This window comes from Mycolicibacterium brumae (assembly GCF_025215495.1).
Classification (GTDB): domain Bacteria; phylum Actinomycetota; class Actinomycetes; order Mycobacteriales; family Mycobacteriaceae; genus Mycobacterium; species Mycobacterium brumae.
In genome coordinates this window covers 732,587-759,198 of the sequence record NZ_CP104302.1, presented here as the reverse complement: position 1 = coordinate 759,198, position 26,612 = coordinate 732,587, and the positions used below count along the sequence as shown (strand labels likewise).

Below are 26,612 nucleotides of genomic sequence, written 5' to 3'. Positions count from 1 at the left end.
GGGGCCGGGCTTCTTTGGTCGCGACTAGTCCTGCTCAACTAGTCCTGGTTGAAGTAGGACAGCAGACGCAGGATCTCGACGTACAGCCAGACCAGGGTGACGGTCAGGCCGAGCGCGATGCCCCAGGCCGCCTTCTCCGGGGCGCCGGCGCGGATGGCCTGGTCAGCCTGGTCGAAGTCGATCAGGAACATGAACGCGGCCAGGCCGATGCAGACCAGCGAGAAGATGATCGCGATGGCGCCACCGCTGCGCAGGCCCAGGCCCTCGCCGCCGTTCACACCGAAGATCGACAGCAGGAAGTTGCCCAGCGCCAGGAACAGCACGCCGAACAGGCCGGCGACGACCATCCGGGTCAGCTTGGGGGTCACCCGGATGGCGCCGGTCTTGTAGACCACGAGCATCCCGAAGAACACACCGAGCGTGCCGAGCACCGCCTGGCTGATCAGCGCGCCCGCGCTGATGCCGGACACCACCATGTTCGCGAACACGAACGAGATCGAGCCGACGAACATGCCCTCGAGCACGGCGTAGGTCAGCACGATGGCCGGGTTGTCCTGCTTGCGCCCGAAGGAGGCGATCATCACCATGACGAGGCCGCCGATGGCGCCGATGAGCATCAGCGGCATGGCCAGCGGGTAGGTCGGGGCGCCCGCGTCGACCAGGAAGTAGCTGACGACGGCGGACAGGATGACCACGCCGAGGGTGATGCCGGTCTTCTGCACCACGTCGTCGATGGTCAGCGGCCGGCCGACGCCCTGCTGCTGGGTGTAGGGCTGGTCATAGCCCTGGTGAGCCATGCCGGCGGCGCCGGCCGCCGCCGCGTTGCCGAATGTCGCGTACCCGCCCTGCGCCGGCGACTGCTTGGACAGCGAACGAAGTACCGGGTTGCTGGATTCCCGCACCGTCGGTTTCCTCTCGTGAAAGTTTCTCTGAAGCGTGTTGTTCCTGGTCTGAGCCTCGAACATCGGATCAACGAACACCGACCGTCCCGAGTTCCCAAAACTCCAAGGAGTTTCACAGCAAACCCTACCGGGTGCCGGCCCGAACCCGCACCGCCAGTTCGAAATGACGCGCGCCTAACATGATCGGTTGGACTTCCAAGCTTCCCGGAGCAGACAGGACCACACGTGACGGATGACCTTCTGACTCGCGTCGACAACGGCGTCGGCATCGCCACGCTGAACCGGCCGAAGGCGCTCAACTCGCTCAACCAGCCGATGGTCGACGCGCTCGGCGAGGTGCTGGCCGGCTGGGCCTCCGACGACGAGATCCGGGCCGTGGTGCTCGACGGCGCCGGAGAGCGCGGACTGTGCGCCGGCGGGGATGTCGTCGCGATCCGGGAGAGCGCGCTGCGCGACGGCGTCGCGGCGGCCAAGTTCTGGTTCGACGAGTACCGCCTCAACGCCGCGATCGGCGGCTACCCCAAGCCGTATGTGTCGCTGATGGACGGCATTGTGATGGGCGGCGGCGTGGGCGTCGGCGCGCACGGCAACGTCCGGGTCGTCACCGACACCACAAAGATGGCGATGCCCGAGGTCGGCATCGGTTTCATTCCCGACGTCGGCGGCACGTATCTGCTGTCCCGCGCGCCCGGCGGCCTCGGTCTGCACGCGGGTCTGACGGGTTCGGTGTTCACCGGCGCCGACGCGATCGCGCTGGGGTTCGCCGACCACTACGTCCCGCACCAGCGACTGACCGACTTCACCGCCGAGATCGTCGCCGCCGACGTGCACACCGCGCTGAGCCGCTACGCCGTCACCCCGCCGGCCTCGGCGCTGGCGGCGGCCCGCGAGTGGATCGACGAGTGCTACGCGGCCGGCTCGGTCACCGAGATCATCGCCGCGCTGCGCGGCCACGACGCCCCGGGCGCCCAGCAGGCCGCCGACGTGATCGAGACGCGCTCGCCGATCGCCCTGTCGGTCACCCTGGAGGCGGTGCGCCGCGCCGCGGGCCTCGGCTCGCTCGCCGAGGTGCTGGTTCAGGAGTACCGGGTGTCGTGCGCGTCGCTGCGCAGCCACGACCTGGTGGAGGGCATCCGCGCGCAGCTCGTCGACAAGGACCGCAACCCGAAATGGTCCCCGGCGACCCTGGCCGAGGTGACCCCCGACGCCGTGTCGGCCTACTTCGCGCCCGCCGACCCCGACCTGACGTTCTAACCCCAACGCGACGAGGAGCATCAAAGATGAGCGACTACGAGACCATCAATATCCACCGCGAGGGCCGCGTCGGGGTGATCACCCTGAACCGCCCCCAGGCGCTCAACGCGCTGAACACCCAGGTGATGCACGAGGTCACCGCGGCGGCCAAGGAATTCGACGACGATCCGGACATCGGCGCGATCGTGCTGACCGGCAGCGAGAAGGCGTTCGCCGCGGGCGCGGACATCAAGGAGATGGCCGAGCTGTCCTTCGCCGAGGTCTACAGCGCGGACTTCTTCGCCAAATGGGACGAGTTCGCCGCCACCCGCACGCCCACCATCGCCGCGGTCGCCGGCTACGCCCTCGGCGGGGGCTGTGAGCTGGCGATGATGTGCGACATCCTGATCGCCGCCGAGAACGCCAAGTTCGGCCAGCCCGAGATCAAGCTCGGCGTGCTCCCCGGGATGGGCGGCAGCCAGCGGCTGACCCGCGCCATCGGCAAGGCCAAGGCGATGGATCTGATCCTGACCGGCCGCAATATGGACGCCGAGGAGGCCGAGCGGGCTGGGCTGGTGTCGCGGGTGGTGCCCACCTCGGATCTGCTGAGCGCCGCGATGGGGGTCGCCGAGACCGTCGCCGGGATGTCGCTGTCCGCCGCGCGGATGGCCAAGGAGGCCGTCAACCGGTCTTTCGAGACCAACCTGAGCGAGGGCCTGCTGTTCGAGCGCCGGGTGTTCCACTCCGCCTTCGCCACCGAAGACCAGAAGGAAGGCATGGCGGCGTTCAGCGCCAAGAGGGCGCCGCTTTTCCGCCACCGTTAATCTCACTCCGTGACCGATACCGAGGACGCTCCGCCGCCTGACGCCGTTCCCTCGACGCATTCGCCGATCCGGGAAGCGCTGAGCGAGGGCGCGGCCGTCGTCGCCGTGGGCGCCACCGCCGTCGCCGAACGCGGCGCCGAGGCCGGCGAGGACGTCGTCAAATGGTGGGCCAAGCACTACACCTTCTTCGGCACCGCCGTCGGCCTGGTGTTCGTCTTCCTCTCGTTGACGCCGTCGCTGCTCCCCCGCGGACCGCTGTTTCAGGGCCTGGTCAGCGGCGGCGCGGGCGCCATCGGTTACATGTTCGGCGTGCTCGGCGTCTGGGTGGTCCGGTATATGCGGAGCAAGGAGACCAGCCCGCGCGCGCCGCGCTGGGCCTGGTGGACGCTGCTGACCGTCGGGGTGATCGGCATGGTCGGCATGCAGTTCCTGTTCAGCTCGTGGCAGGACGACGTCCGCGACCTGATGGGTGTGCCGCACCTCACCTGGTACAACTACCCGCAGGCTGCGGTGATCAGCATCCTGGTGCTGTTCTTCTTCGTCGAGATCGGCCAGAACCTGCGCCGGCTGGTGTTGTTCCTGGTCCGCCACCTCAACCGGGTCACGCCGCCGCGGGTGTCCGGGGTGGTGGCCGTGCTGTTGGTGGTCTTCGTCACCGGCGCGCTGTTCGACGGTGTGATGGCCCGCGCGGTGGTGCCCTGGATGAACAGCAGCTTCGGCGCCGTCAACGACGAGGAACTGCCGGACCGGCCCGCGCCCCGCACCCCGTTGCGCTCCGGCGGTCCGGGTTCGCTGGTGAGTTGGGACTCCCTGGGCCGCCAAGGCCGCATCTTCGTCGCCGGCGGTCCGACCGTCGCCGAGCTCTCCGAGTTCAACGGCGCCCCGGCCAAGGAACCGATCCGCGTCTACACCGGCCTGATGTCCGCGGACACCATCCGGGATTCGGCCAAGCTCGCGGCCCGCGAATTGCAGCGCACCGGCGGGCTGAACCGTCAGGTGGTGGCGGTGGCCACCTCGACCGGCACCGGCTGGATCAACGCCGCCTACCCGGCGGCGCTGGAGTACATGTACAACGGCGACTCCGCGGTGGTGTCGATGCAGTACTCGTATCTGCCGAGTTGGCTGTCCTTCCTGGTCGACAAGGAGAACGCCCGGATCGCCGGGCAGGCGCTGTTCGAGGAGGTCGACGCGCTGGTCCGGCAGATGCCCGAGGCCAGCCGGCCGAAGCTGGTGGTGTTCGGCGAGAGTCTGGGCTCCTTCGGCGGGGAGGCGCCGTTCCTGAGTCTGGACAATCTGGTCGCCCGCACCGACGGCGCGCTGTTCTCCGGGCCGACCTTCAACAACACCATCTGGACGGAGCTGACCGCCAACCGCGATCCGGGCTCCCCGATGTGGTTGCCGATCTATGAGGACGGTCAGCACGCCCGATTCGTCGCCATCCCCGACGACCTGAACCGCCCGGACGCGCCGTGGGGCGACCCGCGCGCGGTGTACCTGCAGCACGCCTCGGATCCGATCGCCTGGTTCAACCCGGATCTGCTCTTCCGCGAGCCGGATTGGCTGAGAGAGAAGCGCGGCTACGACGTGTCGCCGATGATGCATTGGATGCCGGTGATCACTTTCCTGCAGGTGTCAGCGGATATGGCGGTGGGCGTCGATGTGCCCGACGGTCACGGCCACGTGTATGTGCAGAACGTCGCCAACGGCTGGGCGGCGGTGTTGCGGCCGCCGGGCTGGACACCAGAGAAGACCGAGCGGCTGCGTCCGCTGTTGCACTCCGACGAAAGCCTCTGACACATGGGCAGATTCACCATCATGTTGGCGACCGGCCTGCTGAGCGTGCTGGCGGCCGGTTGTTCGTCCGCCGAGCAGGACACCGGGCCGACCTCGGAACCCGTTCAGGCCGCCGAACCGACCACCGCGTCCGCGGTCCCCGACGGCGTCGGGGTGTCGGCGGCCGGGGTCACCACGTCGGTCGACGCGCCGCCGAACCTCACCGAGAACGGTTACGGCCAAGCGTGTTTGGCCGCCCGCGCCTGGTACGACGAGCAGGGCGGTGACCCGCTGGCGCGGGTCGAGGATTACCTCGCGACGGTGCAGCACCCGGAATACACCGGCCCGGCCACCTTCGAGCGGACCTGGTCGCAGCTCAATCCGGGCGAGCAGGCCGGCGCCATCCTGGCCGCCAACTCCGCCGCCCGCGGCGAGTGCGGATAGTTAGATCGTCACGACCTCGTACTCGCCGTCGGCGTAGCGCGCCCGGATGGTCTTCTTGTCGTACTTGCCGACGCTGGTGCGCGGGATCTGCTCGGCGAACGCCCAACGCTCGGGAAGCCACCAGCGAGCGACCTTGTCGGACAGGAATTCCCGAAGCTGCGCCGGGGTGGGCGGCTCGCCCGCGATGGGCACCACCACCGCCAGCGGACGCTCCTGCCAGCGCTCGTCGGGCACCCCGACCACCGCGGCCTCCAGCACCAGCGGGTGGCCGATCAGTTCGTTCTCCAACTCCACCGAGGAGATCCATTCGCCGCCGGACTTGATCACGTCCTTGGCCCGGTCGGTGAGCGTCACGTAGCCCTGCGCGTCGATGCGGCCGACGTCGCCGGTGCGCAGCCAGCCGTTCTGGAACTTCGACTCGTCGGTGTTGCGGTAGTAGGACCCGGTGATCCAGGCGCCTCGGACCTCCAATTCGCCGACCGCCTCGTTGTCGTTGGGCAACGCGTTGCCCTCGTCGTCGACGATCCGGGTCTCCACCCCGCACATCGGGCGGCCCTGGCTGCCGCGGACCTCCCAGTACCGCTCCTCCGGCGTGCCGGGCGCCGGCCAGGCCAGCGTGGCCATCGGCGACGTCTCGGTCATCCCCCACAACTGCCGGACGTCCACCCCGTGCTTGGCCTTGAACGCCTTCATCAGCGACACCGGGACCGCCGAGCCGCCGCAGACCACCTGGCGCAGCGACGAGATGTCGCGGCCCGGGTTTGCGTCCAGGTGGTGCATGACGTCGTTCCAGATGGTCGGCACGGCGGCCGCCACGGTGGGTCGCTGGTCCTCGATCAGATTCACCAGAGAGGCGCCGTCGAGGAAGCGGTCCGGCATGACCAGGTCGGCGCCGGACATCAACGCCGCGTACGGGATCCCCCAGGCGTTGGCGTGGAACATCGGCACCACCGGCAGCGCCCGGTCGACGAAACCCAGACCGACGCCGTTGGCGCTGCAGCAGCCGGTGGAATGCAGGTAGGTGGACCGGTGGCTGTACACCACGCCCTTGGGGTGTCCGGTGGTCCCGCTGGTGTAACACATTGCCGCAGCGGAGGTTTCGTCCATATCAGGCCACTCGAAGGAATCGCTCTCGGCCGCGAGCAGGTCCTGGTAGCTCAGCACCGTCTTGCCCGAGGCGAGCAGCGCGGAGGTGTCGGCGTCGCCGGAGACGATCACAGTGCGCACCGTCTCCATCCGGTGCAGCACCGGCGCGATCAGCGGGATGAGGGTGGCGTCGAGGATCACCACGCGGTCCTCCGCCTCGTAGGCGATGAACTCGATCTGCTCGGGGAACAGCCGGATGTTGAGGGTGTGCAGCACCGCGCCCATCGCCGGTACGGCGAGGTAGGCCTCCAGGTGTTCCTGGTTGTTCCACATGAAGGTGGCGACCCGGTCGTCGCCGTCGACGCCGATCCGGCGCAGCGCGTTGGCCAGCTGGGCGGCCCGGTTGATCACCTCGCGGTAGGTGGCGCGGCGGTACTCGCCGCCGCCGACCGCGGTGACCACCTCACGGTCGGCGTGCACCGCCTCGGCGTGCCGCATGATCGAGCGGACGGTCAGCGGGAACTCCTGCATGGTGCTCTGCATCGTCGACGGCCTCCATGAGTGGGTGTTGAGTGGCACCAGGCTAACGGTTGCCGCCGCGGCCGCCCCCGCGGACCTGCGCGCAACGAAAAATCCCCGTCCGGAATGTCCGGACGGGGATCTTCGTCAAGGTCGAACTCTAGGCGCGGGCCAGTTCCAGCACCGGCACGTTGATGATGTCGGTGGACATCATCTGGGCCAGCAGCTCGTCGGTGACCTCACCGACCGACAACGTGCTCACGTTGCCGTCGTAGTCGGCGACGTACAGCATCGAGCCGTCAGCGCTTTCGGCGATGCAGGACGGGGCCGCCACACCGGTGAAGGTCTCGATGGTCTGCATGGTGCTGGCGTCGAGCACCTTCACCCGACCGCCGGCCACCAGGTAGATGCGCTCACCGGCGACGCTGAACACCATGTCGGTGACCAGTCCGGCGACGGCGACGGTCTCCATGACGTGCAGGCTCGCGGCGTCGATGATGTCCAGGTCGGTGCCGGCCTGCGGATCGCAGCGGGCCACCAGCAGGGTGGAGCCGTCGCGGCTGATCGAGACGGCGTGCGGCTGGGTCGGCAGCGCGCGGACTCCGACGACGCGCTGGTAGACGGTGTCGACGGCGATCAGCTGACCGCCGTTGTAGTCGGCGGTGACCAGGTAGGCCTTGCGCCCGTCCAGGCTGACCGCGATGGCCTCGGCGCTGGCTTCCGCCGCGCCGGGGACGGCGATGGTGGAGACCGAGCCGGTGATGATGTCCACGACGGCGATGCCGGCGCCGCTGCGAGCGGCGTAGACACGCTCACCCTCGGGGCTCAGCGCCAGGTCGCGGACGGCTTCCCCGACCCCGAACACGTCGGTGGCGACCTCGCCACCGGCGTAGAGCGCGGTGTCGAGGACCGAGACGGTGTCGCCGTCCTCGGTGACGGTGCTGACGTAGGCGTTGCCGCCGGCGGCGACCACCGAGTGCGCCTCGGCGAGGTCGGTGATCACCTGGGTGACGGTCAGGGTGTCGGTGTCGATGACGGCCAGGCTGTTGTCGGTCGGGTTGGTGACGTACAACTGGCCGGTGTAGGGGTCCAGCGCCATATCGGCGATCGGGCCGCGGCCGACGGCGATCTGCGGCTTGCTGGCATCGGCGGCCGGCGCAGCGCCGGGCAGCGCGCGCAGCCAGCCGGCGACCGGCAGCGCGTTCAAGTCGAATACCTTGTTAGCCATATTGTCGTACACCTTCCCGGCGGGTAGCCCCGCGTCGGTTGTCGAGGTTGTGGTCAGCGGCAGTGGCCCCCCGGCCGCAACCCTGCATCGATTATAGCGACAGTTATGGACCTCCAATTATTTCTTTTTGGGCGTTTGGTCACATTCGGTACGGGCGTTTAGCAATGGCGCCTCGGCGCACCGGAGGGCCCACTGAGCATTTCCGTTGGTTTGTCACTTTTGTGTCGTTAACCTGCCGTTTTACAGATTAGGGTAGGCTAACTCCACGCGCCGGAAGCATTTTCCGCCCCTTTTTTCAAGGATGCCCGCGGGTTAAAACTATGGGTGACATCACAGTGGAGAACGGCGCGTGTCCGGGGCGGCGAACCGGCCCTCCGCGACAACACCTGACGCCACATGTGACTCACCGGTAACTTCGATGCGGCGGTGACCTGCGGTTTCCCGCCGCCTGGCGCGATTCGCCCCCAGCCGCGCCCGGAACCTGGATAGCATCAGCAAACCCGCCCGACGCGCCCGAAGGGAGCATCCGTGACCGCCTCCCCCGCCATCGGGCGACGCTGCGGACTCGCGGTCGCAGTCGGTGTCGCGCTGGCCACGGTGGCCCCCATCGGCGTCGCGTCGGCCCTGCCCGGGGACGAGAACGACCGGCGTCTCCCGCGCCTGCAAGGCGCGTACACCTACTCGGTCGCCAACGGCGGCGACGACCTCAAAACCAACGGCCGGTACAGCACGCCGTGCGGCGGCTGCGCGGCCACCGGCGAAGACGGCCAGACCCTGCAGTGGACCGGGGCCGGGTGGTCGCACAACTATCCCGACGAGTGCGGGACCGTCCAGGTCATGCTGATCCCGAAGTCGATCAAGAACGGGGTCGCCACCCGACTGTCCAGCACCACCTGGGGCGGCTGCCTGGAGGGCAGCGTCGTCCAGGGCAGTCTGGTCTGGACCGACAACTAGGACATGGACGCCCAGCTCCCCGGGTCCGCGACGGACCGGGTTCGCGTGGTGGTCGGCGACGACCACCCGCTGTTCCGCGACGGTGTCGTCCGGGCCTTGGCCTCCAGCGACGAGATCGCCGTCGTCGCCGAGGCCGATGACGGCGTCTCGGCGCTGGCGGCCATCCGCGAGCACCGGCCCGCCGTCGCGCTGCTGGACTACCGGATGCCGGGGCTCGACGGCGCGCAGGTCGCCGCCGCCGTGGTCCGCGACGAGCTGCCCACCCGGGTGCTGCTGGTCTCCGCCCACGACGACGCCGCGATCGTCTACCACGCCATCCAGTCCGGGGCGGCGGGGTTCCTGCCGAAGGAATCCACTCGCGCGGAGATCATCGCCGCGGTGCTCAACTGCGCCAAAGGCCGTGACGTGCTGTCCCCTGGACTGGCCTCCGGGCTGGCCGGCGAGATCCGCCGCCGCGCCGAGCCGTCCGGCCCCGCGCTGAGCCCGCGCGAACGCGAGGTGCTCGACCTTATCGCCGCCGGGAAAACCATCCCCGCCATCGCCGGGGAGCTGTTCCTAGCCGCCTCGACGGTGAAAACGCATGTGCAGCGGCTCTACGAGAAGCTCGGCGTGGGCGACCGGGCCGCCGCCGTCGCCGAGGCCATGCGCCGGGGGCTGCTGGAATGAATCTTCACCACCGGGTTCGACGGCTCAATGACTTCCTGACCGCCGAGCCGGTGCGGGTGGCCGCGGTGCTGCGGCCGCCGATGGTGGCACTCATCGTGATGATCGTCGACGTCGGCGATGTGGATCACTGGCTGCCCGGTGTCTACCACACCACCATCGTCATTTACCTTGCGGCGTCGCTGATTTGGCTGATCCGCATGATGCGCGATCCGATCCCCCGCTGGGCCGGCTGGGCCTCGACCGTCGCCGACGTGACGCTCGTGGTGCTGCTCTGCCTGTCCTCGGGTGGGGCGACCGCGTGGCTGCTTCCGGTGTTCTTCCTGCTGCCGATCTCGGTGGCGTTCCAGGACCGGCCGTGGTTGACCGCGCTGCTCGGGTTCACCACTGCGTTCGCCTACTTGGGTGTGTGGATCGTCTACTCCAAACGTGACGACACCGTCGGCCTGCCCAACATCGTCTACATGCACTTCGCCTTCCTGGCCTGGTTCGCCGCCGCGACCACCGGGCTGAGCCTGGTCATCTCCTGGCGCAATCGCCGGGTTCAAACGCTGCTCGATGTGCAGCGCCGACTGGTCTCGGAGTCGCTGCGCGCCGACGAACGGCACAGCCGCGAGCTCGCCGAATCACTGCACGACGGCCCGCTGCAGGAACTGCTGGCCGCCCGGCTGGCCCTCGACGAGCTCGCCGAGCGGGTGCCGGACCCGACGATCAGCGCGGTGCGCGAAGCCTTGGCGGGCACCGCGACCCAGCTGCGCTCCACCCTGCGAACCCTCCATCCGGCGGTGCTCTCCGAGCTTGGTCTGACACCGGCGCTGGCCGAGCTGCTGCGGTCCTACCGCAACCGCGGCCCGTTCGCCGTCGAGGGCGAACTGGCCGAGGTCGGCAAGCCGTCGGCACAGGACCTGCTGTACCGGGCCGCGCGGGAATTGCTGGGCAATGCGGCCAAGCACGCCCGGGCGAGCACGGTGCGAGTGACGCTGGTCCGCGACGGCGGCTCGCTCACCCTGACTGTCACCGACGACGGCGTCGGGTTCGATCCGGGGATTCTGGCCACCCGGATTGCCGAGGGTCACATCGGGCTGGCCTCGCTGGCCGCCCGGGTCGAGGCGATGGGCGGGACGATGAAGGTCGGACGCGCCGGTGGGCACGGGACCCGGATTCGGGTCACCGTGCCCATCGACGCGGACTAGCAGGCTCAGCGCTGGATGTAGGTGTTGTAGTGGTGCCGGATGCTCCACGGCTTCATCTGCGGGTTGTGGCTGACGGCGTCGGAGGACTTGCCGTGCGACGGGGCCGGGGCGGAGATGCTGGTGGTGGCCAGTTCAGCGGCGTCGGTCGGGTTGACGGTGGCGTTGGCGCCAGCGGCCACGCCGATGGCGATCAGGGCCGGGGCGGCGATCATGGTGGCGGCGGCGGTGATCCGACGGGCGATGGCGTTCATTTGAGTTCCTTTGCGGTAGTTGGTTTTTCGTTCGGTTCCGGTGTGTTCCGGTGCTGAATCAAGAATGCGGGATCCGGCGGTGGATGTATGTCGGGCAGCCGGTTGACGAACCGGATGAATTCGGTGTCCCCCGATCGGGGGACACCGGCCGTCCCCCGAAATATTTGCGCCCACAAGCACCCGTAAATGGATTGCGTCTATATCGGCGTTTGACCCCGCCGGAGCAGGACGACGGAGTGATAATCGATTAATGACCCGATTCACCCGACGTCTGACGGCGACGGCCGCGGCGGCCCTGATCGCCCTGTCATTTCAGTCCTTCACCCCTGCCCACGCCGAGCCCGGCGTCAATCCGGAACTCGGCGGCGCGCCGCATATCACCAACATCGAGAAGGTCAACGAGCGCTGGGACAAGGTTTCGGTGTACTCGGCGGCGATGAACAAGGTCATCGTCAACGACGTGTACAAGGCTCCGAGCAGCGGCGCTCCCACCTTCTACCTGCTGCCCGGCATCGACGGCGGCGACAATCTGGATCCCGGCGGCTCGTGGGCGCCGGGGACCAAGAGCTGGTTCGGCATGACCGATATCCAGGGATTCTTCGCCAATCGGAATGTCAACGTGGTTTCTCCGCTGGGCGGCCAATTCAGTTGGTGGACCAATTGGGTGAATGACGCCAGCCGGCAGTACCAGACTTATATGACCGCTGAATTGCCGCCACTCATCGACGCGCAATACAACACCAATGGGCGCAACGCCGTCGGCGGGCTTTCCAGCACCGGCGGCACCGCCGTCGACTACGCCATTCAGGCCCCCGGCCGCTTCCAGGCCGTCGGCTCCTACAGCGGAATGCTGAACCCATCCCGCGATCCCGGACAGATCGGCATCACCCTGATGGGCGGCGGCGTCAGCGCCGACAACATGTGGGGCCCGGGCGGCGGCCCGTTGTGGATCGCCCACGACCCCACCCTGAACGTGGCGAAGCTGCGCGGCGTGGCGGTGTACGCGGCCGCGTCCAACACCGGTGACGTCGGCGACGTCGACCGGATGCCCGCCGGATCCGGCAATTTCACCGGCGGCATGATCGAGCGGATCGTCTGGGAGAGCACCAGGGCGTTCGCCGACGCCGCCGCGGCGGCCGGCATCCCGATCACCTACGTGGCTCGGCCCACCGGCTCGCACACCTGGGGACTGTTCGAGTCCGAGATGCAGGAGTCCTGGACCACGACCATCGGGCCGGCCCTCGGCGTGGGCTGATCGTCAGAGCACCGCGGCCAGGTGCTCGGCGGCCAGCCCGACGCCGACCGCGATCATCGCCACGCCGGAGGCCCGGGTGACCAGCCGGGTCAACGCGGGCCGCGCGCCCAGCAGCCGGTGCGCGGCGTGCCCCAGCGGCAGGTAGATCACCGCGCAGGCGGCCATGAACACCAGTCCGAGGGCCGCCAGCTGCGCGGCGATCGGCCAGGCGTCGGAGGCGCGCGTGAACTGCGGCAGGATCGCCAGGAAGATCAGCAGGCCCTTCGGATTGGTCGCGCTGACCCCGGCGCCGCGCAATAGCTGGCGCGCCGGCGAGGTCGCGGGCTTGGCGTCGTCGGCCATCTCGAAGCCGCCGGGGCTGCGCAGCACGCCGACACCCAGGTAGACGACGTACGCGGCGCCGGCCAGCGTCAGCGCCATCATGGCGGCGGGCGCCGCGGAGACCAGTGTCCCGACGCCGGCGACCACGATCACAGTGACGAAGGCGTAGCCGATCAGGATGCCGCCGACGGCGGGGACGACTACGTGGTCGCGGGCGCCGGCGGCGAGCACGAAGGCCCAGTCCGGGCCCGGGACGGCGACCAGGGCGAGTGCGACGGCGGCGAACGCGACGAGAACCGAGAGCTCCATGAGCAGCAACTTTAGGAAAGAAGCCGCAAAAAGTGCTTGCGAGTTTTGGCTGGTAACGATGTGTTTGTGCAAAAATATTCGCTATGGATCGGCTTGACCGCAAGATTCTTGCGGAGCTCCAGGTGCACGGCCGGATTTCCATGACCGACCTGGCCGCGCGGATCGGTCTGACCGTCGCCCCCACCCACCGCCGGGTCCGCGACCTGGAGGCTTCCGGGGCCATCGTCGGATATCGGGCCGTCGTCGACCCCACTGCGCTCGGACTCGGCTTCGAGGCGCTGGTGTTCGTCACCATGAAGCAGTCCGACCACGCGTCGCTGCTCGGCTTCGAGGAGGCCGCCGCCGCGATGCCCAATGTGCTGCAGCTGCAACGACTGTTCGGGGACCCGGACTACCTACTGCGAATCCGGACGGTGGATCTCGACGCGTACACCCGGTTGCAGGACGACGTGCTGTCCACGCTGCCCGGGGTGCAGCGGTTCACCTCCACCCTGGTCATGAAGAATGTGGTCGTCGACCGCCCATACCCGGCGCCCTGAACCGACGAGGAGAGCGATGACCCACCAGCCGCCGTTCGGCGCGTACCCGCAACAGCCCGGCTACGGCCAGCCCGCGCCGTTCCACCTCGGCGAGGCATTCGGGTGGGCGTGGAACAAGTTCACCAAGAACCCGGCCGCGACAATCCTGCCGGTGCTGATCATCGGGGTGATCTTCGCCGTGGTGTTCACCGCGCTGTGGGGTTCGTCGATGAGCGCCGTGATGGCCGGTGATCCGGCGGCCGGCGACTCGGTCTCCGAGGTGGATGTCACCGCCGGCACGGACCTCTTCAGCATGTTCGTGTTCAACGTGATCGCGATCCTGCTCGGCGCCGCGTTCACCTCCGCCTATTACAGCGGTGCTCTGGAGCTGGCCGACGGCCGGCCGGTGACGGTGTCCTCCTTCATCAAACCGCGCCGTTTCGGCGCCGTCGTCGCCGTCATGCTGATCATCGGCGCGACGTCCTCAGTGATCAACTGGCTGATCGTGTTGCCCGCCAACAACTCCGGGTCGATGGCGCTGTCGATGCTCGCCTCCACCGCGGCGTTGGTGGTCGCGCTCGGCATCGCGCTGTTCACCATGTTCGCGGTGATGGCCCTGCTGGACCGGGGCCTGTCACCGGTCGAGGCGCTGAAGTTCAGCATCGCCCTGGTCCGGCGGAACCTCGGCACGGCGATCGTCGTGCTGGTGACGGCGGCGGTGATCTGCATCGCCGGCGCAATGCTCTGCGGTGTCGGCATTTTGGTGGCCGCGCCGGTCGCGATGCTGCTGCAGACCTACACCTGGCGCAAGCTCACCGACGGGCACATCGCGCCGGTCACGGCGTAGGTCGCGTCACGAAAAGCCTGACTGCGACGCTCGTTATCGGTCGCGAGGGCACCGCCACGGTGAGGTTCGGTGCGTGCAGGTTCGCGAACGGCCCGTGAGCGCACGATTTCCGCCACGAGCGGCCAGCTGGCGCACGTAGAACGCCTCGAGTGGCCAGCTGGCGCACGAGGGCTCCATGGCGTCCGCTTCGCGCGGGTCGGTCCTGGGGCTTTGTGTTCATAGTTGGACACTCGTGCCGCCGTTGGCCGCTCGCCGTCGAACACGACCGCCGTTGGCTGCTCGCGCCGGAAAACGACCCCTGCGTGCACACTCGCGCCAGAACAACTGGCGCATGCTCGGCGACCAGAAATCCCATTCGCAACACCGCCACCACCAGCATCTTCCATAACAGCGCGTAGCCTTTGGCCATGAGAGTTCGCCTGCGGCCAGCGGAGCTCGGCGACGTCGCGTTGCTGGAGAAGTGGGATCGCGCGCCGCATGTGATCGCCTGTGCGACCGACAATCCCGACGCCACCACCGCGTTCGAGGACACCGACTGGGCCGAGGAGATCACGGCCGCCTCATCGGTCAGCTACTACCTGATCGCCGAGGTCGACGCCCGGCCGATCGGCGCCATGCAAGTCATCGACCCGCAGGCCGAGCCCACTCACTACTGGGGCGACGTCGCGCCGAACCTGCGCGCGCTCGACATCTGGATCGGCGAGCCGGACATGCTCGCCCGCGGATACGGCACCGAGATGATGACCCAGGCGATCGACGACGCCTTCGCCGATCCGGCCGTCGAGGCGATCATCATCGACCCGTTGGCGTCCAACACCGACGCGCATCGCTTCTACGCCCGGCTCGGCTTCCGGCCCGTCGGGCGGCGGATGTTCGGCGACGACGACTGCCTGGTGCACCGCCTGAACCGGATCACCTGGCTGAACTCTTCGGTTCAAATGGCCGCACCACCACGGCGGCCGCGGATCGTGTGAACCGCGTCAACCAGCTCACGTGATTCTGTTGATGAACCGGCGAAACAACGGCCAGGCGATGGCGAGGTTGTAGACCACGCCGCCGAGCAGATACGGCCACCAGGCGCCGTGATCAGATGCCACCCAGAACGCCTTTGCCGCCCAATAGGGCGGCAGCACACCGAACGCGAGATTCCACGCCGAATCGATGAACCACGGGAGGCACGGTAGCCCGGCGATGAGCATGCCCAGCGCGCGCACCATGGCGATGCCTTGAATTTTGTTGCCGGCCACCGCCACGATCAACAGCAACGTGACCACCGCCGACAATCCGGCGACCATACCGATCGGTATCAGTGCGGGGATCAACCCCGGCTCCAGGATCCCACTGAAGGACATGGTGGTGATGACATAGACGGTGGTGACCGCCATGACGGTGGCGGCGCGGTAGCCGAAAAATGTTGATAGCGGCGCCGGAGTGATGCGCAGCGCCCTGATCGTGCCGGCATCGACCTCCTCCAGGACCAGGAATGCGCCCAGCCCGCCGGCGATGATGATGCTGGTCAGCAAGAGAAACGCGGTGAGCACCAGCGGGTAGTAGGGCACCAGATCGAAGTCGTAGCGTTCGGCCAGAAGTTCGGTGACCGGTGGGGTGAGCAGCGCGACCCCGGTGGTCCAGATCACCGGCGCCAGCACAAGCATCACGAGCAGGGGGTCGCGATAGGTGCCGCGAATGTCGTTGCGGCCGAATGCCGCCAGAGTACGGGCAGCGCGACGCGCGGACACAGTGGTCACAGCGCACCGGACCTTTCGATCACGTAGTGGTTGAACATCGCCTTGGCCGCCACTGACAGGACAGTCAACGACAGCAGCGGATAGGCCACGGCGTAGATGGCCTGGCCGGCGCTCAAGGTCAGCTGATCAAAAGCCGCGCCCAGGAGCAGTATCGGCCCCTGGGTGGGGACGATGTAGAGCGCCGGATTGGGCCATAGACCCGAGTAGTAGATCAGCGGTGGGACCAACATCAGCGCCAACGGGATGGTCGCGGCCAGAAACCAGTCGGTCACCGACCCGAACGGCAACGAGGTGATGAATCCGACGACCAGCATCAACAGCGTTCCCAGTACCACCCCGCCGATCAGCGGCGCCGGTTGATAGGTGAAACCATCGGCGACGGTGGCCACCACGAGCGCGACGAATAGCGAGATCGACAACAGGACAAGAAGTTTGGCGCTCAGGTACTCCCAGAACCGTAACGGCGTGGAGATAACCGCACTCAGGGTGCGTTCTTGTCTTTCGAAGAACACTGAGGCGCCAACGAAGAAGAATCCGATGATCGCGATGTCTCCGGCGAGCACGTACGGCTCGACGACCGGGCGCAAGCCCGCCGGCATCGGTAGCAGCACGGCCAGCCAGATCAGGCCCGAAAAGACCCCGGCGTGCAGGAACTTCTGCCGGTATTGCAGGGTCAGTTCCAGCCGCAGCGCGGTCGCTAGGCGGGTCATGTCAGCTGCCGTCCGGTGACCTCGACGAACACGTCATCGAGGCTGGCTTCGCGGCTGTGGATGGTCTCCACGTGGTGATTGCGCAGAATCTCGTGGAACGCGGGGTCGTCAGCTAGGCCGTCCATCGTGAATTCGGCGGTGTCCAGGCTGCCCGTGTGAGTGCGGTACTGGACCCGCACCCGGCGTTGGCTGCGTGCGATCTTCAGTTCAGTGGGGCTGTCGAGGGCCACGATGGCGCCGTCGACGACGAAGGCCACCCGGTCACACAGTTCGTCGGCAGTCGACATGTCGTGGGTGGTCAGAAAGACGGTGCGGCCCTGCGCTTTGAGAGACAGGATGATGTCTTTGACTGCGCGGGCGTTGACCGGGTCCAAGCCTGAGGTGGGCTCGTCGAGAAACAGCAACTCGGGGTGGTTGATCAGCGACCGCGCAAAGGTGAGCCGCATCTGCATCCCCTTGGAGTATTTGGCCACACGAGTGTCGGCGGCCTCAGTCAGACCCACCGACTCCAGCAGTTGCATCGGGTCTGCGGTCGGTCCGTCATACAGTGCGGCGAAAAACCGGAGGTTTTCTGCGCCGGTGAGCTTCTGATAGTGGTTGGGCAGCTCAAAGGACACCCCGACGCGCTGGTAGTAGTCCGGGCCCCACCCGAGCGGGTCGCGGCCCCACACCGTGGCCCGGCCGCCATGCCCGCGCAGTAGCCCGATGAGCAGTTTCTGCGTCGTGGATTTCCCAGCGCCGCTCGGACCCAGAAACCCGAAAATCTCGCCGCGGCCGACGGTGAAATCCATTCCGCGCACCGCGGGTCGGTCGGATTTGGGATACGTATAGGTCAGCCCGTGCACGCTGATGATGTCGGTGCTGTCGGCGGTGATCGACGTCGGCGCTAGTGACATGAGGCGGTGATGCCCTTCGGGTCGGCGCGGAACCCGTCGTGGAGCCGACGGCCACCGCGCTGGCGGTTACAAACATCTCCGACCAGACTTCCCGGAACACCACCTACGACCGTACTAAACTTTCAATAATTTGTGAAGGTTGTCTGAGTTGAGGAGGATTCAGGTGCCACCTTCATCGGATCCGCAGGATGCCGCCGAACAACTGGCCGTCGTTCTGGCCAGCCACGGGCTCCAGCGGATGACCGCGCGGGTGCTGGCCACGCTGTTGTTCACCGAGCGGCCCAGCCTGACGATGGGCGAACTCGCCGAGACACTGCATGCAAGCGCGGGAGCGATCTCAGGTGCGCTGAAGATGCTGACCTCGGTCGGACTGGCCGAGCGGGTCGCCGCACCGGCCAGTCGCCGCGAGCACTTCCGACTACGTGAGGACGCCTGGGCGATCCTGTTCACCAACCAAAACGAGACGCTTACCGCCATGCAGGCCGCGGCCGACGCGGGCATCGCGGTCACCGATAACCGCAGCGCGGCCCATCAGCGTCTGACTCAGATGCGCGACTTCTACGCGTTTCTGATGTCAGAGATCCCAGCGATCCTGGACCGCTGGCACGATCGCGGCCAGTAGGAGCCTCTACCAGCCCTTTTATCGTGCCCCCAGTCGGACTCGAACCGACACTTGGCGGATTTTAAGTCCGCTGCCTCTGCCAATTGGGCTATGGGGGCCCAGGGCGCAAACCTACCTGCGCGGCGGGTCTAGCCAGGCAGTAATCCCACCTGGCGGTGGCCAGCGTCTTCGCGTCACCAAGCCGTCAAGATCACCACCCTGGGCGTAAAGATCCCGTCAAGGCCGGGTTCGGTTCATCACGGCCCGGCTTAGCTTCGTCACCGGAGCAACCCACCCCGGGATGCTCGACGGATCTCGGAGCAAACATGTCGGCACTCGCCTATCTCGCCCTGACGATCGGCGTATTCGCGCTGCTCGGCCTCATTCAGCGGTGGGTGGAAGGTCTGTGAGCGCGCAGAACCTCATCGGGTTGGCGCTGGCGATCGCCATCGCCGCGATCCTGTTCGCCGCTCTGCTGTTTCCCGAGCGATTCTGATGACCACCACCACCGCGGGCCTCGTCTTCCTGGCCGCCCTCATCGTGGCTCTGGTCGCCGCGCATGTGCCGCTCGGGGACTACATGTACCGGGTATACAGCGCGAAGCGCCACTCCCGCGTCGAACGCGCCATCTACCGCGTCATCGGCGCCAACCCGGATTCCGAGCAAACCTGGGGCGGGTACGCGCGCAGTGTGCTGGCGTTCTCGGCGATCGGCATCGTGGCGCTGTTCGCCCTGCAACTGACACAAGGCCACCTGCCGCTGCGGCTGAACGATCCAGCCACCCCGATGACCGCAGCGCTGGCCTGGAACACCGCGGTCAGTTTCGTGACAAACACCAACTGGCAGAACTACTCCGGCGAATCGACGATGAGCCATCTCACCCAGATGACCGGATTGTCCGTGCAGAACTTCGTTTCGGCTGCCGTCGGGATGGCGGTCGCCGTCGCCCTGGTCCGTTCCGGGCACACCGGAGACGGGCCGGGGGCGCTGCTGAGCCCCAGAATGCTGTGGGCATCCCTGCCAGACGCGCTGCGCAAGTTGGACCCGCGCACCCTCTGGCGCAACCCGGTGATGCTCGTCGTCGAGATCGGCGCGGCCTGGAGCACCGTGCTGGCGATCATCGACCCCAGCTGGTTCGCCGCGTTGATCGTGGTGTGGCTCTGGCTGACCGTCGTCTTCGCCAACCTCGCCGAGGCCGTGGCCGAGGGGCGCGGCAAGGCGCAGGCCCAGTCGCTGCGCAGAGCGAAGACCACCACCAGCGCCCGTCGGCTCATCGACTGGAAGCCCGGGACTCCGGGGTACGAGGAAGAGGTTTCGGCGCCGCTGCTGCGGCAAGGCGACATCGTCGTCGTCGAGGCCGGCCAGACCATCCCCGGAGACGGCGATGTGCTGGAAGGCATTGCGTCAGTGGATGAGTCGGCGATCACCGGCGAATCCGCGCCCGTCATCCGGGAATCCGGCGGAGACCGTTCCGCGGTCACCGGCGGCACCACCGTGCTCTCGGACCGGATCATCGTCCGGATCACCCAGCAGCCCGGACAGAGCTTCATCGACCGGATGATCGCTCTCGTCGAAGGCGCGAACCGCCAGAAGACACCGAACGAGATCGCGCTCAATATCCTGCTGGCGTCATTGACGATCATCTTCGTGTTCGCGGTGGCGACGCTGCAGCCGCTGGCAATCTACGCCAAGGCCGACAACCCCGGCGTCGCAGACTCCGCCGCGCTGACCTCCGACGGCCTGACCGGCATTGTGCTCGTCGCCCTGTTGGTGTGCCTGATCCCGACCACCATCGGCGCGCTGTTGTCGGCGATCGGCATCGCGGGCATGGACCGGCTGGTGCAACGCAACGTGCTCGCCATGTCGGGGCGTGCGGTGGAAGCCGCGGGCGACGTCAACACCCTGCTGCTGGACAAGACCGGCACCATCACGCTGGGCAACCGGCAAGCGGCCGCTTTCGTTCCGCTGTCTGAAGTGTCGGGCGCTGAACTGGCCGACGCGGCGCAGTTGTCCAGCCTGGCCGACGAAACCCCCGAGGGACGTTCCATCGTGGTCTTCGCCAAGGAGGAGCACGGGTTGCGCGCCCGCACCCCCGGCGAGCTGACCGGCGCCGAATGGATCCCCTTCAGCGCCACCACCCGAATGTCCGGGGTCGACCTCGACGGTGGGCGCCAACTGCGCAAGGGCGCCGCCGGCACGGTGGCCGAATGGGTGCGCAGCCACGGGGGCGTGGTCCCGGCCGAACTCGGCGTCCTCGCCGACCGGATCGCCGCCGGCGGTGGCACTCCGCTGGCCGTCGGCGAGCATCAGGACGGCGCCGCCCGGGTTCTCGGCGTCGTCCACCTCAAGGACGTGGTCAAACACGGAATGCGGGAGCGGTTCGACGAGATGCGCCGGATGGGCATCCGCACCGTGATGATCACCGGCGACAACCCGCTGACGCTGTACGTCCGCGGCTACAGCGGACCTATCTGGAGGAGACGGTCCAGCGCGCACTCGTCGGGATCAATCGCGGCGCCACCGGGTACGCCCGTGACGGGCTGGACCGGGTCAAGGTCGACGTCGGCGCCACCGTCGCGCTGGCCGACGCCGGACTGCTGGAACGGGTGCTGGCCAATCTGATCGACAACGCGCTGCGATACGCGCCGAACAGCCCGGTTCGGGTCACCGCAGGCCGGATCGGTGACCGGGTGCTGATCGCGGTTGCCGACGAAGGCCCCGGCATCCCTGCCGGAGAGCAGGACCGGATCTTCTCCCCCTTCCAGCGCCTCGACGACCGCAACACCGGAAACGGTGTCGGCCTTGGCCTTTCGGTCGCCCGCGGCTTTGTCGAGGCGATGGGCGGCACGGTCACCGTCGACGACACCCCGGGTGGGGGCCTGACGGTCGGGATCGAGCTGGCCGCCCCGGAGTCCGCCAATGTCTAAGACCCAGGTGCTGGTCGTCGACGATGAGCCGCAGATCCTGCGTGCGCTACGCATCAACCTGTCGGTGCGCGGTTACGACGTGGTCACCGCGGCCACCGGCGCGGCGGCTTTGCGGGCCGCCGCCGAGCACAAACCCGACGTTGTGATCCTCGATCTCGGGTTGCCGGACATCTCCGGCGCCGAGGTCCTCGCGGGCCTGCGCGGCTGGTCCACCGTTCCGGTGATCGTGCTCTCGGCCCGCAGCGATTCGGCAGACAAGGTCGACGCGCTCGACGCCGGGGCCGACGACTATGTGACAAAACCCTTTGGCATGGAGGAGTTCCTGGCCCGGCTCCGGGCCGCGGTGCGCCGATCGGCCGCCGGCGCGCCGCCCGATGAGCCGGTGGTGGTCACCGAGTCGTTCACCGTCGACCTGGCCGCGAAGAAGGTGATCCGGTCCGGCGCCGAGGTGCACCTCACCCCGACCGAGTGGGGCCTGTTGGAGATGCTGGTCCGCAACCGCGGCAAGCTCATCACTCGCGAGGAACTGCTGCGCGAGGTCTGGGGGCCCAGTTACGCGAAGGAAACCCACTACCTGCGGGTCTATTTGGCGCAGTTGCGCCGCAAGCTGGAGGACGATCCGAGCCGGCCCCGGCACCTGGTCACCGAATCGGGCATGGGGTACCGGTTCGAGGTTTGAGCGCCGAGGGACCGTCAGTCGTCGGTGATGCTGAACGCGATGCCGTCGAGGATGTCGTGCTCGCTGACCATCAGCGAGTCGATGCCCATCCGGGCGCCGAGCTCGCGGGCCAACTCCTGGACGACGATCGCGCCGCCGCCGATGACGTCGACGCGGCCCTCGTGCATGGGCCCCAAGGACGCACGCTGTTCGCGGGTCATCCCGATGAGCTCGTCGCACACCGCGAGCAGTTCGGGGAATCCGACCCGGGACAGGTGGATCACCTCGGAGTCGTAGACCGGCAGCCGCATGGCCAGCGCGGCCAGCGTGGTGAAGGTGCCGGCCACCCCCACCCAGGTTCGTGCGCCGTCGACCGGCACGGCCTCCAGCGCCACGGCGATCTGTTCGGCGGCCACCGCGCGCGCGGCGGCCACTTCCTGCGGGGTCGGCGGGTCCGAATGCAGACAGCGCTCGGTGAGCCGAACGCAGCCGATGTTCACCGACTTGGCAGCCTCCACGTCATCGGTCCCGCGCACCACCTCGGTGGAACCCCCACCGAGGTCGACGACGACGAAAGGCGCGTCCGCGCTGTCCAATTCGGCGACGGCGCCCCGGAAGGACAGGGCGGCCTCCTCGTCACCGTCGATCACTTCGGCCACGGCGCCGGGCACGACGTCGCCGAGCACCTCGGCGGTCATCGCGAAGAACTCGTCGCGGTTGGCGGCATCCCGGGTGGCCGAGGTGGCGACCATCCTGACACGTGAAACCCGGTGCTGGACAAGGAGATCAGCGTAGTTCGACAGCGCTTCCCTGGTGCGTTCGATGGCGGCGGAGCTGAACGCCCCGGTCGCGTCGACGCCTTCACCGAGCCGCACAATCCGCATCTCCCGGCACACATCCGTCGCTTGCCACCGGCCCTTGTCACGGGAGACATCGGCGATCAGCAGCCGAATTGAGTTGGTGCCGCAGTCAATTGCGCCGACCCGCGTCATGCGTCCTCATCGGGTAGCCACAGCGCGCGGTCCAGGATGCCGGCCATCGCGGGTTCGTCGGCCAGCATCGCCAGCGTCTCGTCACCAAACGGGTTCACCCCGGGGCCCTTGGCCAGCGAATGCGCGATCACCACGTGCAAGCACTTGACCCGGTCCGGCATACCGCCGCCGGAGAAGTCGGTGCCCAGCGATTCGATCGCGTCGCGTTCGGCCAGGAACGACTCGTGCGCGCGGCGATACGCGGCGGCCAACTCGGCGTCCTCACCCAGGCGCTGGGTCATCTCCCGCATCAGCCCGGTGGTCTCCAGCCGGCTGGCGGCCGCGGTCAGCGCCGGATGGGTGAGGTAGTACAGCGTCGGGAACGGTGTGCCGTCGGGCAACCGCGGGGCCGTCTTGACCACCGCCGGCTCCCCGTTCGGGCAGCGGTAGGCGATCTCCAGCACGCCGCGCGGCTCGCGCCCGAGCTGCGCCTGCACCGCGGCGAGATCCTGCGGGTCAACCACCGGGACCTGCCGGGGGTGGGGCGTCAACGGGCGCATTGGGGTCGACCGGAAGGTTCGGGTCCACGGGAGCGTTCGGATCCACCGGCGCGTTCGGGTCGATGGGCGCGTTCGGGTCGAGCACCTCCGGGCCCGTCGGCGCCGGCGGTGGCCCGTGCGGATCGTCGGCGATGGTCTTCCACAGCGCCGTGTACCACGGGTCGGTGCTGGCCTGGACGTGATGGCCCGGGGTCTCCTCGCCGTCGGTCACCACCGCGCCCGGGGGCAGTTGCACCTGGTAGGGGATGTCGCCGGGCATCACAAAGCCCAGCCGCTCCCGGGCCTCGGAGGCGATGTACGCAGGATCGGCCAGCCGCGCCTTCTGATCCTCGAGGTCGGCGATCTGCTGGCGTAGCGCCTGCTCGGCCGCGGCGAGCTGATTCATCTCGGTGCGCTGGGCGAAGAAGGTCCGCACCGGCCCGGCGATCGTCAGGGTCAGCACGCACACCACCGCCGCCAGCACGGCCGCGCGCCGCGCGGTCAGGCCCATCCGCTGCTCGTTGGCCCGGTTCGCCGATTCGACGATGGACTGCCGGATCGGCTCGATGATCTCCGGCATCGCCCGCGGCGCGGACCCCGCCACGTCATCGGTGTCGGGGTCGACCGGCTTCGGCGCCGCCTTCGCGGCGCCCTTGGCGCCCGGCGAATTGCTCGCCGAGCTACGCCCCTTGCCCGCAGCGCCGGACCTGCCGGCCGTCCCGGGCCTGGAGCCCGGGGACCGCCGCTTCGGTCGTTTGCCGTCGGACACGCAGACGAAGATACCCGCCCGTAGGGGCTAGGCGTTGAACCGCGGGAACGCCAGGTCGCCGGCGTAGCGCGCGGCGTCGCCGAGGGCTTCCTCGATGCGCAGCAGCTGGTTGTACTTGGCGACGCGCTCGGAGCGGGCCGGGGCGCCGGTCTTGATCTGCCCGGAGCCCACGGCGACGGCCAGGTCGGCGATGGTGGTGTCCTCGGTCTCACCGGACCGGTGGCTCATCATCGTCTTGTAGCCGGCGTGGTGCGCCAGCGCGACGGCGTCCAGCGTCTCGGTCAGGGTGCCGATCTGATTGACCTTCACCAGCAGCGCGTTGGCGGCGCCGCGTTCGATGCCCTCTTCCAGGCGCTCGGGGTTGGTGACGAACAGGTCGTCGCCGACGATCTGCACCCGGTCGCCGATCGCGGTTGTCAGCGACACCCAGCCGTCCCAGTCGTCTTCGGACAGCGGGTCCTCGATGGAGACCAGCGGGTAGGCGCCGATCAGCTCCTCGTAGAACGCCGTCATCTGCTCGGCGGTGCGGTTCTCCCGCTCGAACGCGTAACCCGTTCCGTCCGTGTAGAACTCGGTGGCGGCCACGTCCAGAGCCAGCGCGACGTCGGAGCCCGCCTTGAAACCGGTGGCGTCGACGGCCGAGAGGATCAGGTCGAGCGCCGCCTTGGTGCCGGCCACGTCGGGGGCGAAACCGCCCTCGTCGCCGAGGCCGGTGGCCAGGCCCTGCTTCTTGAGCACCGACTTCAGCGAGTGGTAGACCTCCGCGCCCCAGCGCAGCGCCTCGCGGAAGTTCGGCGCGCCGATCGGGGCGATCATGAATTCCTGGACGTCCACGCCGGTGTCGGCGTGCGCGCCACCGTTGAGGATGTTCATCATCGGCACCGGCAGGATGTGCGCGTTGGGTCCGCCGATGTAGCGGAACAGCGGCAGGCCCGCGGAGTCCGCGGCGGCCTTGGCCACTGCCAGCGACACACCGAGGATGGCGTTGGCGCCTAGCCGCGACTTGTCCGGAGTGCCATCGAGGTCCAGCAGCGACTGGTCCACCAGACGCTGATCGTCGGCCGACAGCCCGATCACGGTCGGGGCGATGTCGTCGAGAACCGCCTCGACCGCCTTCTGCACACCCTTGCCGCCGTAGCGTTCGCCGCCGTCACGCAGCTCGACGGCTTCGTGCTCGCCGGTGGAGGCGCCCGACGGGACCGCGGCGCGCGCGATGGTGCCGTCAATGAGCGCCACCTCGACCTCGACGGTCGGGTTGCCGCGCGAATCGAGGATCTCCCGGGCGCCGAGCTGCTCGATGATGGGCACGGACGTCTCCTTGCGTTGGTGGGTGTCACGGACGTACTCGGCCAGCGTAGTGGGTTCGACGCCGACGCACCTCGCGGCGGCGGAAATCTCCAGCCGCCGGCTTCGAACCCGAAGTTATGCACAGGGTGGCGCGAGCTGAATAGCGCGTCGACGACGCCCTGGCGATGCTCCGAGCATGGATCCTCAACTGCTCAGCGTCTTTCAGTCACACGGCGGTGTGGCCCGCTTCGCCGAGATCCGAGCGGTCCTCCCGCGGCGCGAGCTCCAGCGGCTGCTACGCACGGCGCAGGTCGCGAAGATCCACCCGGGCGTCTACACCCTGGGATCGCCGCGGACGCGGATGCTGCTCAAGGGACTCGATCTGTTGTGTGGCGAATCCGTCGTCGCGTGCATGGGCACTGCGGCGGCGGTCTTCGGGTTCGACACGGAATCCGTCGTCGCGCTGCATGTGCTCAACCCCGAAGGGCGCCAGCTGCGCAATCACGCGGGTCTCGTCGTGCACCGCCGGGAGGGCGCTCCGCTGGTCACCCATCACGACCGGCTCGTCACGGCGCCGGCATGGACTGCTGTCGAGGTGGCCCGCGCACTGCCGCGCCCCCGCATACTGGCCACCCTGGACAAGGCGCTGCGCAGCGAAACCTGTGACCACACAAGCTTGGAGGCCGCAGCGGCGGCCCAGCGCGGACGGCGCGGGATCGTCGTCGTCCGGAAGCTCATTCCGCTGGCCAGTCCGCTGCCCGAGTCGGAGATGGAGAGCGAGGCCAGGCTGGTCATGCTCGACGGCGAGATCCCGGACCCGGTCCTGCAACACAAGATCATCGATCGCGACGGCAACTGCTGGCGGGTCGACTTCGCGTGGCCGGCCTTCCGCTTCGTTGTCGAGTACGACGGATTCGACTTCCACAGGACCCCGGCCGACCTCGCCCGTGACCGCAGAAAGGACGCCGCGCTTCGGGAAGCGGGCTGGACGGTACTGCGTATCGTCAGCGCCGACGTGCGGCGTCACCCCGACGTCATGCTCCGGCGGATCCGGCAGAACCTGGGCATCGTCGCCTGATCCCGGCCTGGGGTGCGACGAGCGCGACGTACGCCGTTCTGCCGCCGTGAGCGTGCGCACAGGTCCGCCTCCCGGGCCCGAGCGTGCGCACAGGTCTGATTCCGGGCG

At 68.2% G+C, this 26,612-nt stretch carries 27 protein-coding genes, 1 tRNA gene and 2 pseudogenes; 17 read left to right on the top strand and 13 right to left on the bottom strand.

The features are described 5' to 3' along the window. Positions 1-38: 38 nt before the first annotated feature. The gene (locus tag L2Z93_RS03915; RefSeq protein WP_090589220.1) at positions 39-902 is read right to left on the bottom strand and encodes a Bax inhibitor-1/YccA family protein; all 864 of its coding nucleotides are present in this window, start codon (positions 900-902) and stop codon (positions 39-41) included. A gap of 225 nt (positions 903-1,127) precedes the next feature. Between L2Z93_RS03915 and L2Z93_RS03910 the strand changes: the two genes are divergently transcribed. Genes L2Z93_RS03910 through lpqV form a run of 4 tightly spaced genes read left to right on the top strand, consistent with a single transcriptional unit; the run spans position 1,128 to position 5,176 of the window. Further along, complete coding sequence (locus L2Z93_RS03910; protein ID WP_090589219.1) at positions 1,128-2,156, top strand: enoyl-CoA hydratase/isomerase family protein; 1,029 nt, start codon at positions 1,128-1,130, stop codon at positions 2,154-2,156. 26 nt (positions 2,157-2,182) lie between these two features. Beyond that, complete coding sequence (locus L2Z93_RS03905; RefSeq protein WP_090589218.1) at positions 2,183-2,959, top strand: enoyl-CoA hydratase; 777 nt, start codon at positions 2,183-2,185, stop codon at positions 2,957-2,959. Positions 2,960-2,968: 9 nt separating this feature from the next. Continuing rightward, a complete protein-coding gene (locus L2Z93_RS03900; protein WP_438804073.1) occupies positions 2,969-4,753 on the top strand; it encodes an alpha/beta hydrolase in 1,785 nt (594 codons plus the stop codon). A 3-nt stretch (positions 4,754-4,756) separates the two neighbouring features. Beyond that, positions 4,757-5,176: a lipoprotein LpqV gene (gene lpqV, locus L2Z93_RS03895; RefSeq protein WP_193438870.1), complete on the top strand. Its 420-nt coding sequence runs from the start codon at positions 4,757-4,759 to the stop codon at positions 5,174-5,176. Here the strand turns inward: lpqV and L2Z93_RS03890 are convergent, their stop codons facing one another. After that, the gene (locus L2Z93_RS03890) at positions 5,177-6,805 is read right to left on the bottom strand and encodes a long-chain fatty acid--CoA ligase (RefSeq protein WP_090589217.1); all 1,629 of its coding nucleotides are present in this window, start codon (positions 6,803-6,805) and stop codon (positions 5,177-5,179) included. Positions 6,806-6,941: 136 nt separating this feature from the next. Beyond that, positions 6,942-8,009, bottom strand: a complete 1,068-nt coding sequence (locus L2Z93_RS03885; RefSeq protein WP_128111802.1) for a YncE family protein — start codon at positions 8,007-8,009, stop codon at positions 6,942-6,944. Positions 8,010-8,537: 528 nt separating this feature from the next. Here L2Z93_RS03885 and L2Z93_RS03880 point away from each other — a divergent pair. Genes L2Z93_RS03880 through L2Z93_RS03870 form a run of 3 tightly spaced genes read left to right on the top strand, consistent with a single transcriptional unit; the run spans position 8,538 to position 10,819 of the window. Continuing rightward, a complete protein-coding gene (locus tag L2Z93_RS03880) occupies positions 8,538-8,963 on the top strand; it encodes a hypothetical protein (protein ID WP_090589215.1) in 426 nt (141 codons plus the stop codon). Positions 8,964-8,966: 3 nt separating this feature from the next. Next, the gene (locus L2Z93_RS03875) at positions 8,967-9,629 is read left to right on the top strand and encodes a response regulator (protein ID WP_090589214.1); all 663 of its coding nucleotides are present in this window, start codon (positions 8,967-8,969) and stop codon (positions 9,627-9,629) included. Then, on the top strand, positions 9,626-10,819 hold the full coding sequence (locus tag L2Z93_RS03870; protein WP_090589213.1) for a sensor histidine kinase: 1,194 nt from the start codon (positions 9,626-9,628) through the stop codon (positions 10,817-10,819). Before L2Z93_RS03875 ends, L2Z93_RS03870 begins: the two co-directional genes overlap by 4 nt. Positions 10,820-10,824: 5 nt before the next feature. On the opposite strand, the gene L2Z93_RS19280 is transcribed toward L2Z93_RS03870, so the two are convergent. Continuing rightward, positions 10,825-11,070, bottom strand: coding sequence for a hypothetical protein (locus tag L2Z93_RS19280; protein WP_090589212.1), 246 nt, complete (start codon positions 11,068-11,070; stop codon positions 10,825-10,827). Positions 11,071-11,320: 250 nt separating this feature from the next. Here L2Z93_RS19280 and L2Z93_RS03860 point away from each other — a divergent pair, with 250 nt between their 5' ends. Next, positions 11,321-12,325, top strand: coding sequence for an alpha/beta hydrolase (locus L2Z93_RS03860; protein ID WP_090589211.1), 1,005 nt, complete (start codon positions 11,321-11,323; stop codon positions 12,323-12,325). Positions 12,326-12,328: 3 nt separating this feature from the next. Here the strand turns inward: L2Z93_RS03860 and L2Z93_RS03855 are convergent, their stop codons facing one another. Further along, the gene (locus tag L2Z93_RS03855; RefSeq protein WP_090589210.1) at positions 12,329-12,955 is read right to left on the bottom strand and encodes a LysE family translocator; all 627 of its coding nucleotides are present in this window, start codon (positions 12,953-12,955) and stop codon (positions 12,329-12,331) included. Positions 12,956-13,038: 83 nt separating this feature from the next. Here L2Z93_RS03855 and L2Z93_RS03850 point away from each other — a divergent pair, with 83 nt between their 5' ends. The 3 genes from L2Z93_RS03850 (at position 13,039) to L2Z93_RS03840 (ending at position 15,294) form a co-directional block, all read left to right on the top strand. Beyond that, positions 13,039-13,494 carry an Lrp/AsnC family transcriptional regulator gene (locus L2Z93_RS03850; RefSeq protein ID WP_090589209.1) on the top strand — a complete coding sequence of 152 codons (456 nt, stop codon included), beginning with the start codon at positions 13,039-13,041 and terminating at the stop codon, positions 13,492-13,494. A 16-nt stretch (positions 13,495-13,510) separates the two neighbouring features. Further along, positions 13,511-14,320, top strand: a complete 810-nt coding sequence (locus L2Z93_RS03845; protein ID WP_090589208.1) for a BPSS1780 family membrane protein — start codon at positions 13,511-13,513, stop codon at positions 14,318-14,320. A gap of 407 nt (positions 14,321-14,727) precedes the next feature. After that, positions 14,728-15,294 carry a GNAT family N-acetyltransferase gene (locus tag L2Z93_RS03840; RefSeq protein ID WP_090589207.1) on the top strand — a complete coding sequence of 189 codons (567 nt, stop codon included), beginning with the start codon at positions 14,728-14,730 and terminating at the stop codon, positions 15,292-15,294. A 15-nt stretch (positions 15,295-15,309) separates the two neighbouring features. Here L2Z93_RS03840 and L2Z93_RS03835 read toward each other — a convergent pair whose 3' ends face one another. From L2Z93_RS03835 to L2Z93_RS03825, 3 genes are read right to left on the bottom strand one after another with little or no spacing between them, the layout of a single operon-like run. Then, a complete protein-coding gene (locus L2Z93_RS03835) occupies positions 15,310-16,068 on the bottom strand; it encodes an Rv2686c family ABC transporter permease subunit (protein ID WP_090589206.1) in 759 nt (252 codons plus the stop codon). Continuing rightward, positions 16,065-16,778, bottom strand: coding sequence for a fluoroquinolone export ABC transporter permease subunit (locus L2Z93_RS03830; RefSeq protein ID WP_090589205.1), 714 nt, complete (start codon positions 16,776-16,778; stop codon positions 16,065-16,067). Before L2Z93_RS03830 ends, L2Z93_RS03835 begins: the two co-directional genes overlap by 4 nt. Further along, positions 16,775-17,674: an ABC transporter ATP-binding protein gene (locus tag L2Z93_RS03825; protein WP_090589204.1), complete on the bottom strand. Its 900-nt coding sequence runs from the start codon at positions 17,672-17,674 to the stop codon at positions 16,775-16,777. The genes L2Z93_RS03830 and L2Z93_RS03825 overlap by 4 nt, the downstream gene beginning before the upstream one ends. A gap of 163 nt (positions 17,675-17,837) precedes the next feature. Between L2Z93_RS03825 and L2Z93_RS03820 the strand changes: the two genes are divergently transcribed. Further along, positions 17,838-18,296: a GbsR/MarR family transcriptional regulator gene (locus L2Z93_RS03820; protein ID WP_260575504.1), complete on the top strand. Its 459-nt coding sequence runs from the start codon at positions 17,838-17,840 to the stop codon at positions 18,294-18,296. Positions 18,297-18,320: 24 nt separating this feature from the next. Here the strand turns inward: L2Z93_RS03820 and L2Z93_RS03815 are convergent. Then, a tRNA-Leu gene (locus L2Z93_RS03815) sits at positions 18,321-18,394 on the bottom strand. A 287-nt stretch (positions 18,395-18,681) separates the two neighbouring features. Here L2Z93_RS03815 and L2Z93_RS03810 point away from each other — a divergent pair. The 4 genes and pseudogenes from L2Z93_RS03810 to L2Z93_RS03790 all read left to right on the top strand — a co-directional run bounded on the left by L2Z93_RS03810 (position 18,682) and on the right by L2Z93_RS03790 (position 21,881). Continuing rightward, positions 18,682-18,771, top strand: coding sequence for a potassium-transporting ATPase subunit F (locus L2Z93_RS03810; RefSeq protein WP_090589202.1), 90 nt, complete (start codon positions 18,682-18,684; stop codon positions 18,769-18,771). Further along, positions 18,771-20,717: pseudogene (gene kdpB / locus L2Z93_RS03800) on the top strand (potassium-transporting ATPase subunit KdpB); the annotation flags it as partial. The gene L2Z93_RS03810 and the pseudogene kdpB, both read left to right, overlap by 1 nt. Beyond that, positions 20,693-21,202 (top strand): annotated as a pseudogene (locus tag L2Z93_RS03795) (sensor histidine kinase); the annotation flags it as partial. The pseudogenes kdpB and L2Z93_RS03795, both read left to right, overlap by 25 nt. After that, positions 21,195-21,881 (top strand): response regulator, encoded by a 687-nt coding sequence (locus L2Z93_RS03790; protein WP_090589201.1) that lies wholly within the window; start codon positions 21,195-21,197, stop codon positions 21,879-21,881. The pseudogene L2Z93_RS03795 and the gene L2Z93_RS03790, both read left to right, overlap by 8 nt. 14 nt (positions 21,882-21,895) lie before the next feature. On the opposite strand, the gene L2Z93_RS03785 is transcribed toward L2Z93_RS03790, so the two are convergent. The 4 genes from L2Z93_RS03785 to eno are packed head-to-tail and all read right to left on the bottom strand — an operon-like array spanning position 21,896 to position 25,447. Next, positions 21,896-22,852, bottom strand: coding sequence for a Ppx/GppA phosphatase family protein (locus tag L2Z93_RS03785; RefSeq protein ID WP_090589200.1), 957 nt, complete (start codon positions 22,850-22,852; stop codon positions 21,896-21,898). Continuing rightward, complete coding sequence (locus L2Z93_RS03780) at positions 22,849-23,355, bottom strand: DUF501 domain-containing protein (RefSeq protein ID WP_090589199.1); 507 nt, start codon at positions 23,353-23,355, stop codon at positions 22,849-22,851. The genes L2Z93_RS03785 and L2Z93_RS03780 overlap by 4 nt, the downstream gene beginning before the upstream one ends. Beyond that, complete coding sequence (locus L2Z93_RS03775; protein ID WP_090589198.1) at positions 23,348-24,139, bottom strand: FtsB family cell division protein; 792 nt, start codon at positions 24,137-24,139, stop codon at positions 23,348-23,350. Before L2Z93_RS03775 ends, L2Z93_RS03780 begins: the two co-directional genes overlap by 8 nt. Positions 24,140-24,166: 27 nt before the next feature. Continuing rightward, the gene (gene eno, locus L2Z93_RS03770; RefSeq protein WP_090589197.1) at positions 24,167-25,447 is read right to left on the bottom strand and encodes a phosphopyruvate hydratase; all 1,281 of its coding nucleotides are present in this window, start codon (positions 25,445-25,447) and stop codon (positions 24,167-24,169) included. 175 nt (positions 25,448-25,622) lie between these two features. Here eno and L2Z93_RS03765 point away from each other — a divergent pair, with 175 nt between their 5' ends. After that, positions 25,623-26,504, top strand: coding sequence for a type IV toxin-antitoxin system AbiEi family antitoxin domain-containing protein (locus L2Z93_RS03765; RefSeq protein WP_090589196.1), 882 nt, complete (start codon positions 25,623-25,625; stop codon positions 26,502-26,504). Positions 26,505-26,612 lie beyond the last annotated feature (108 nt).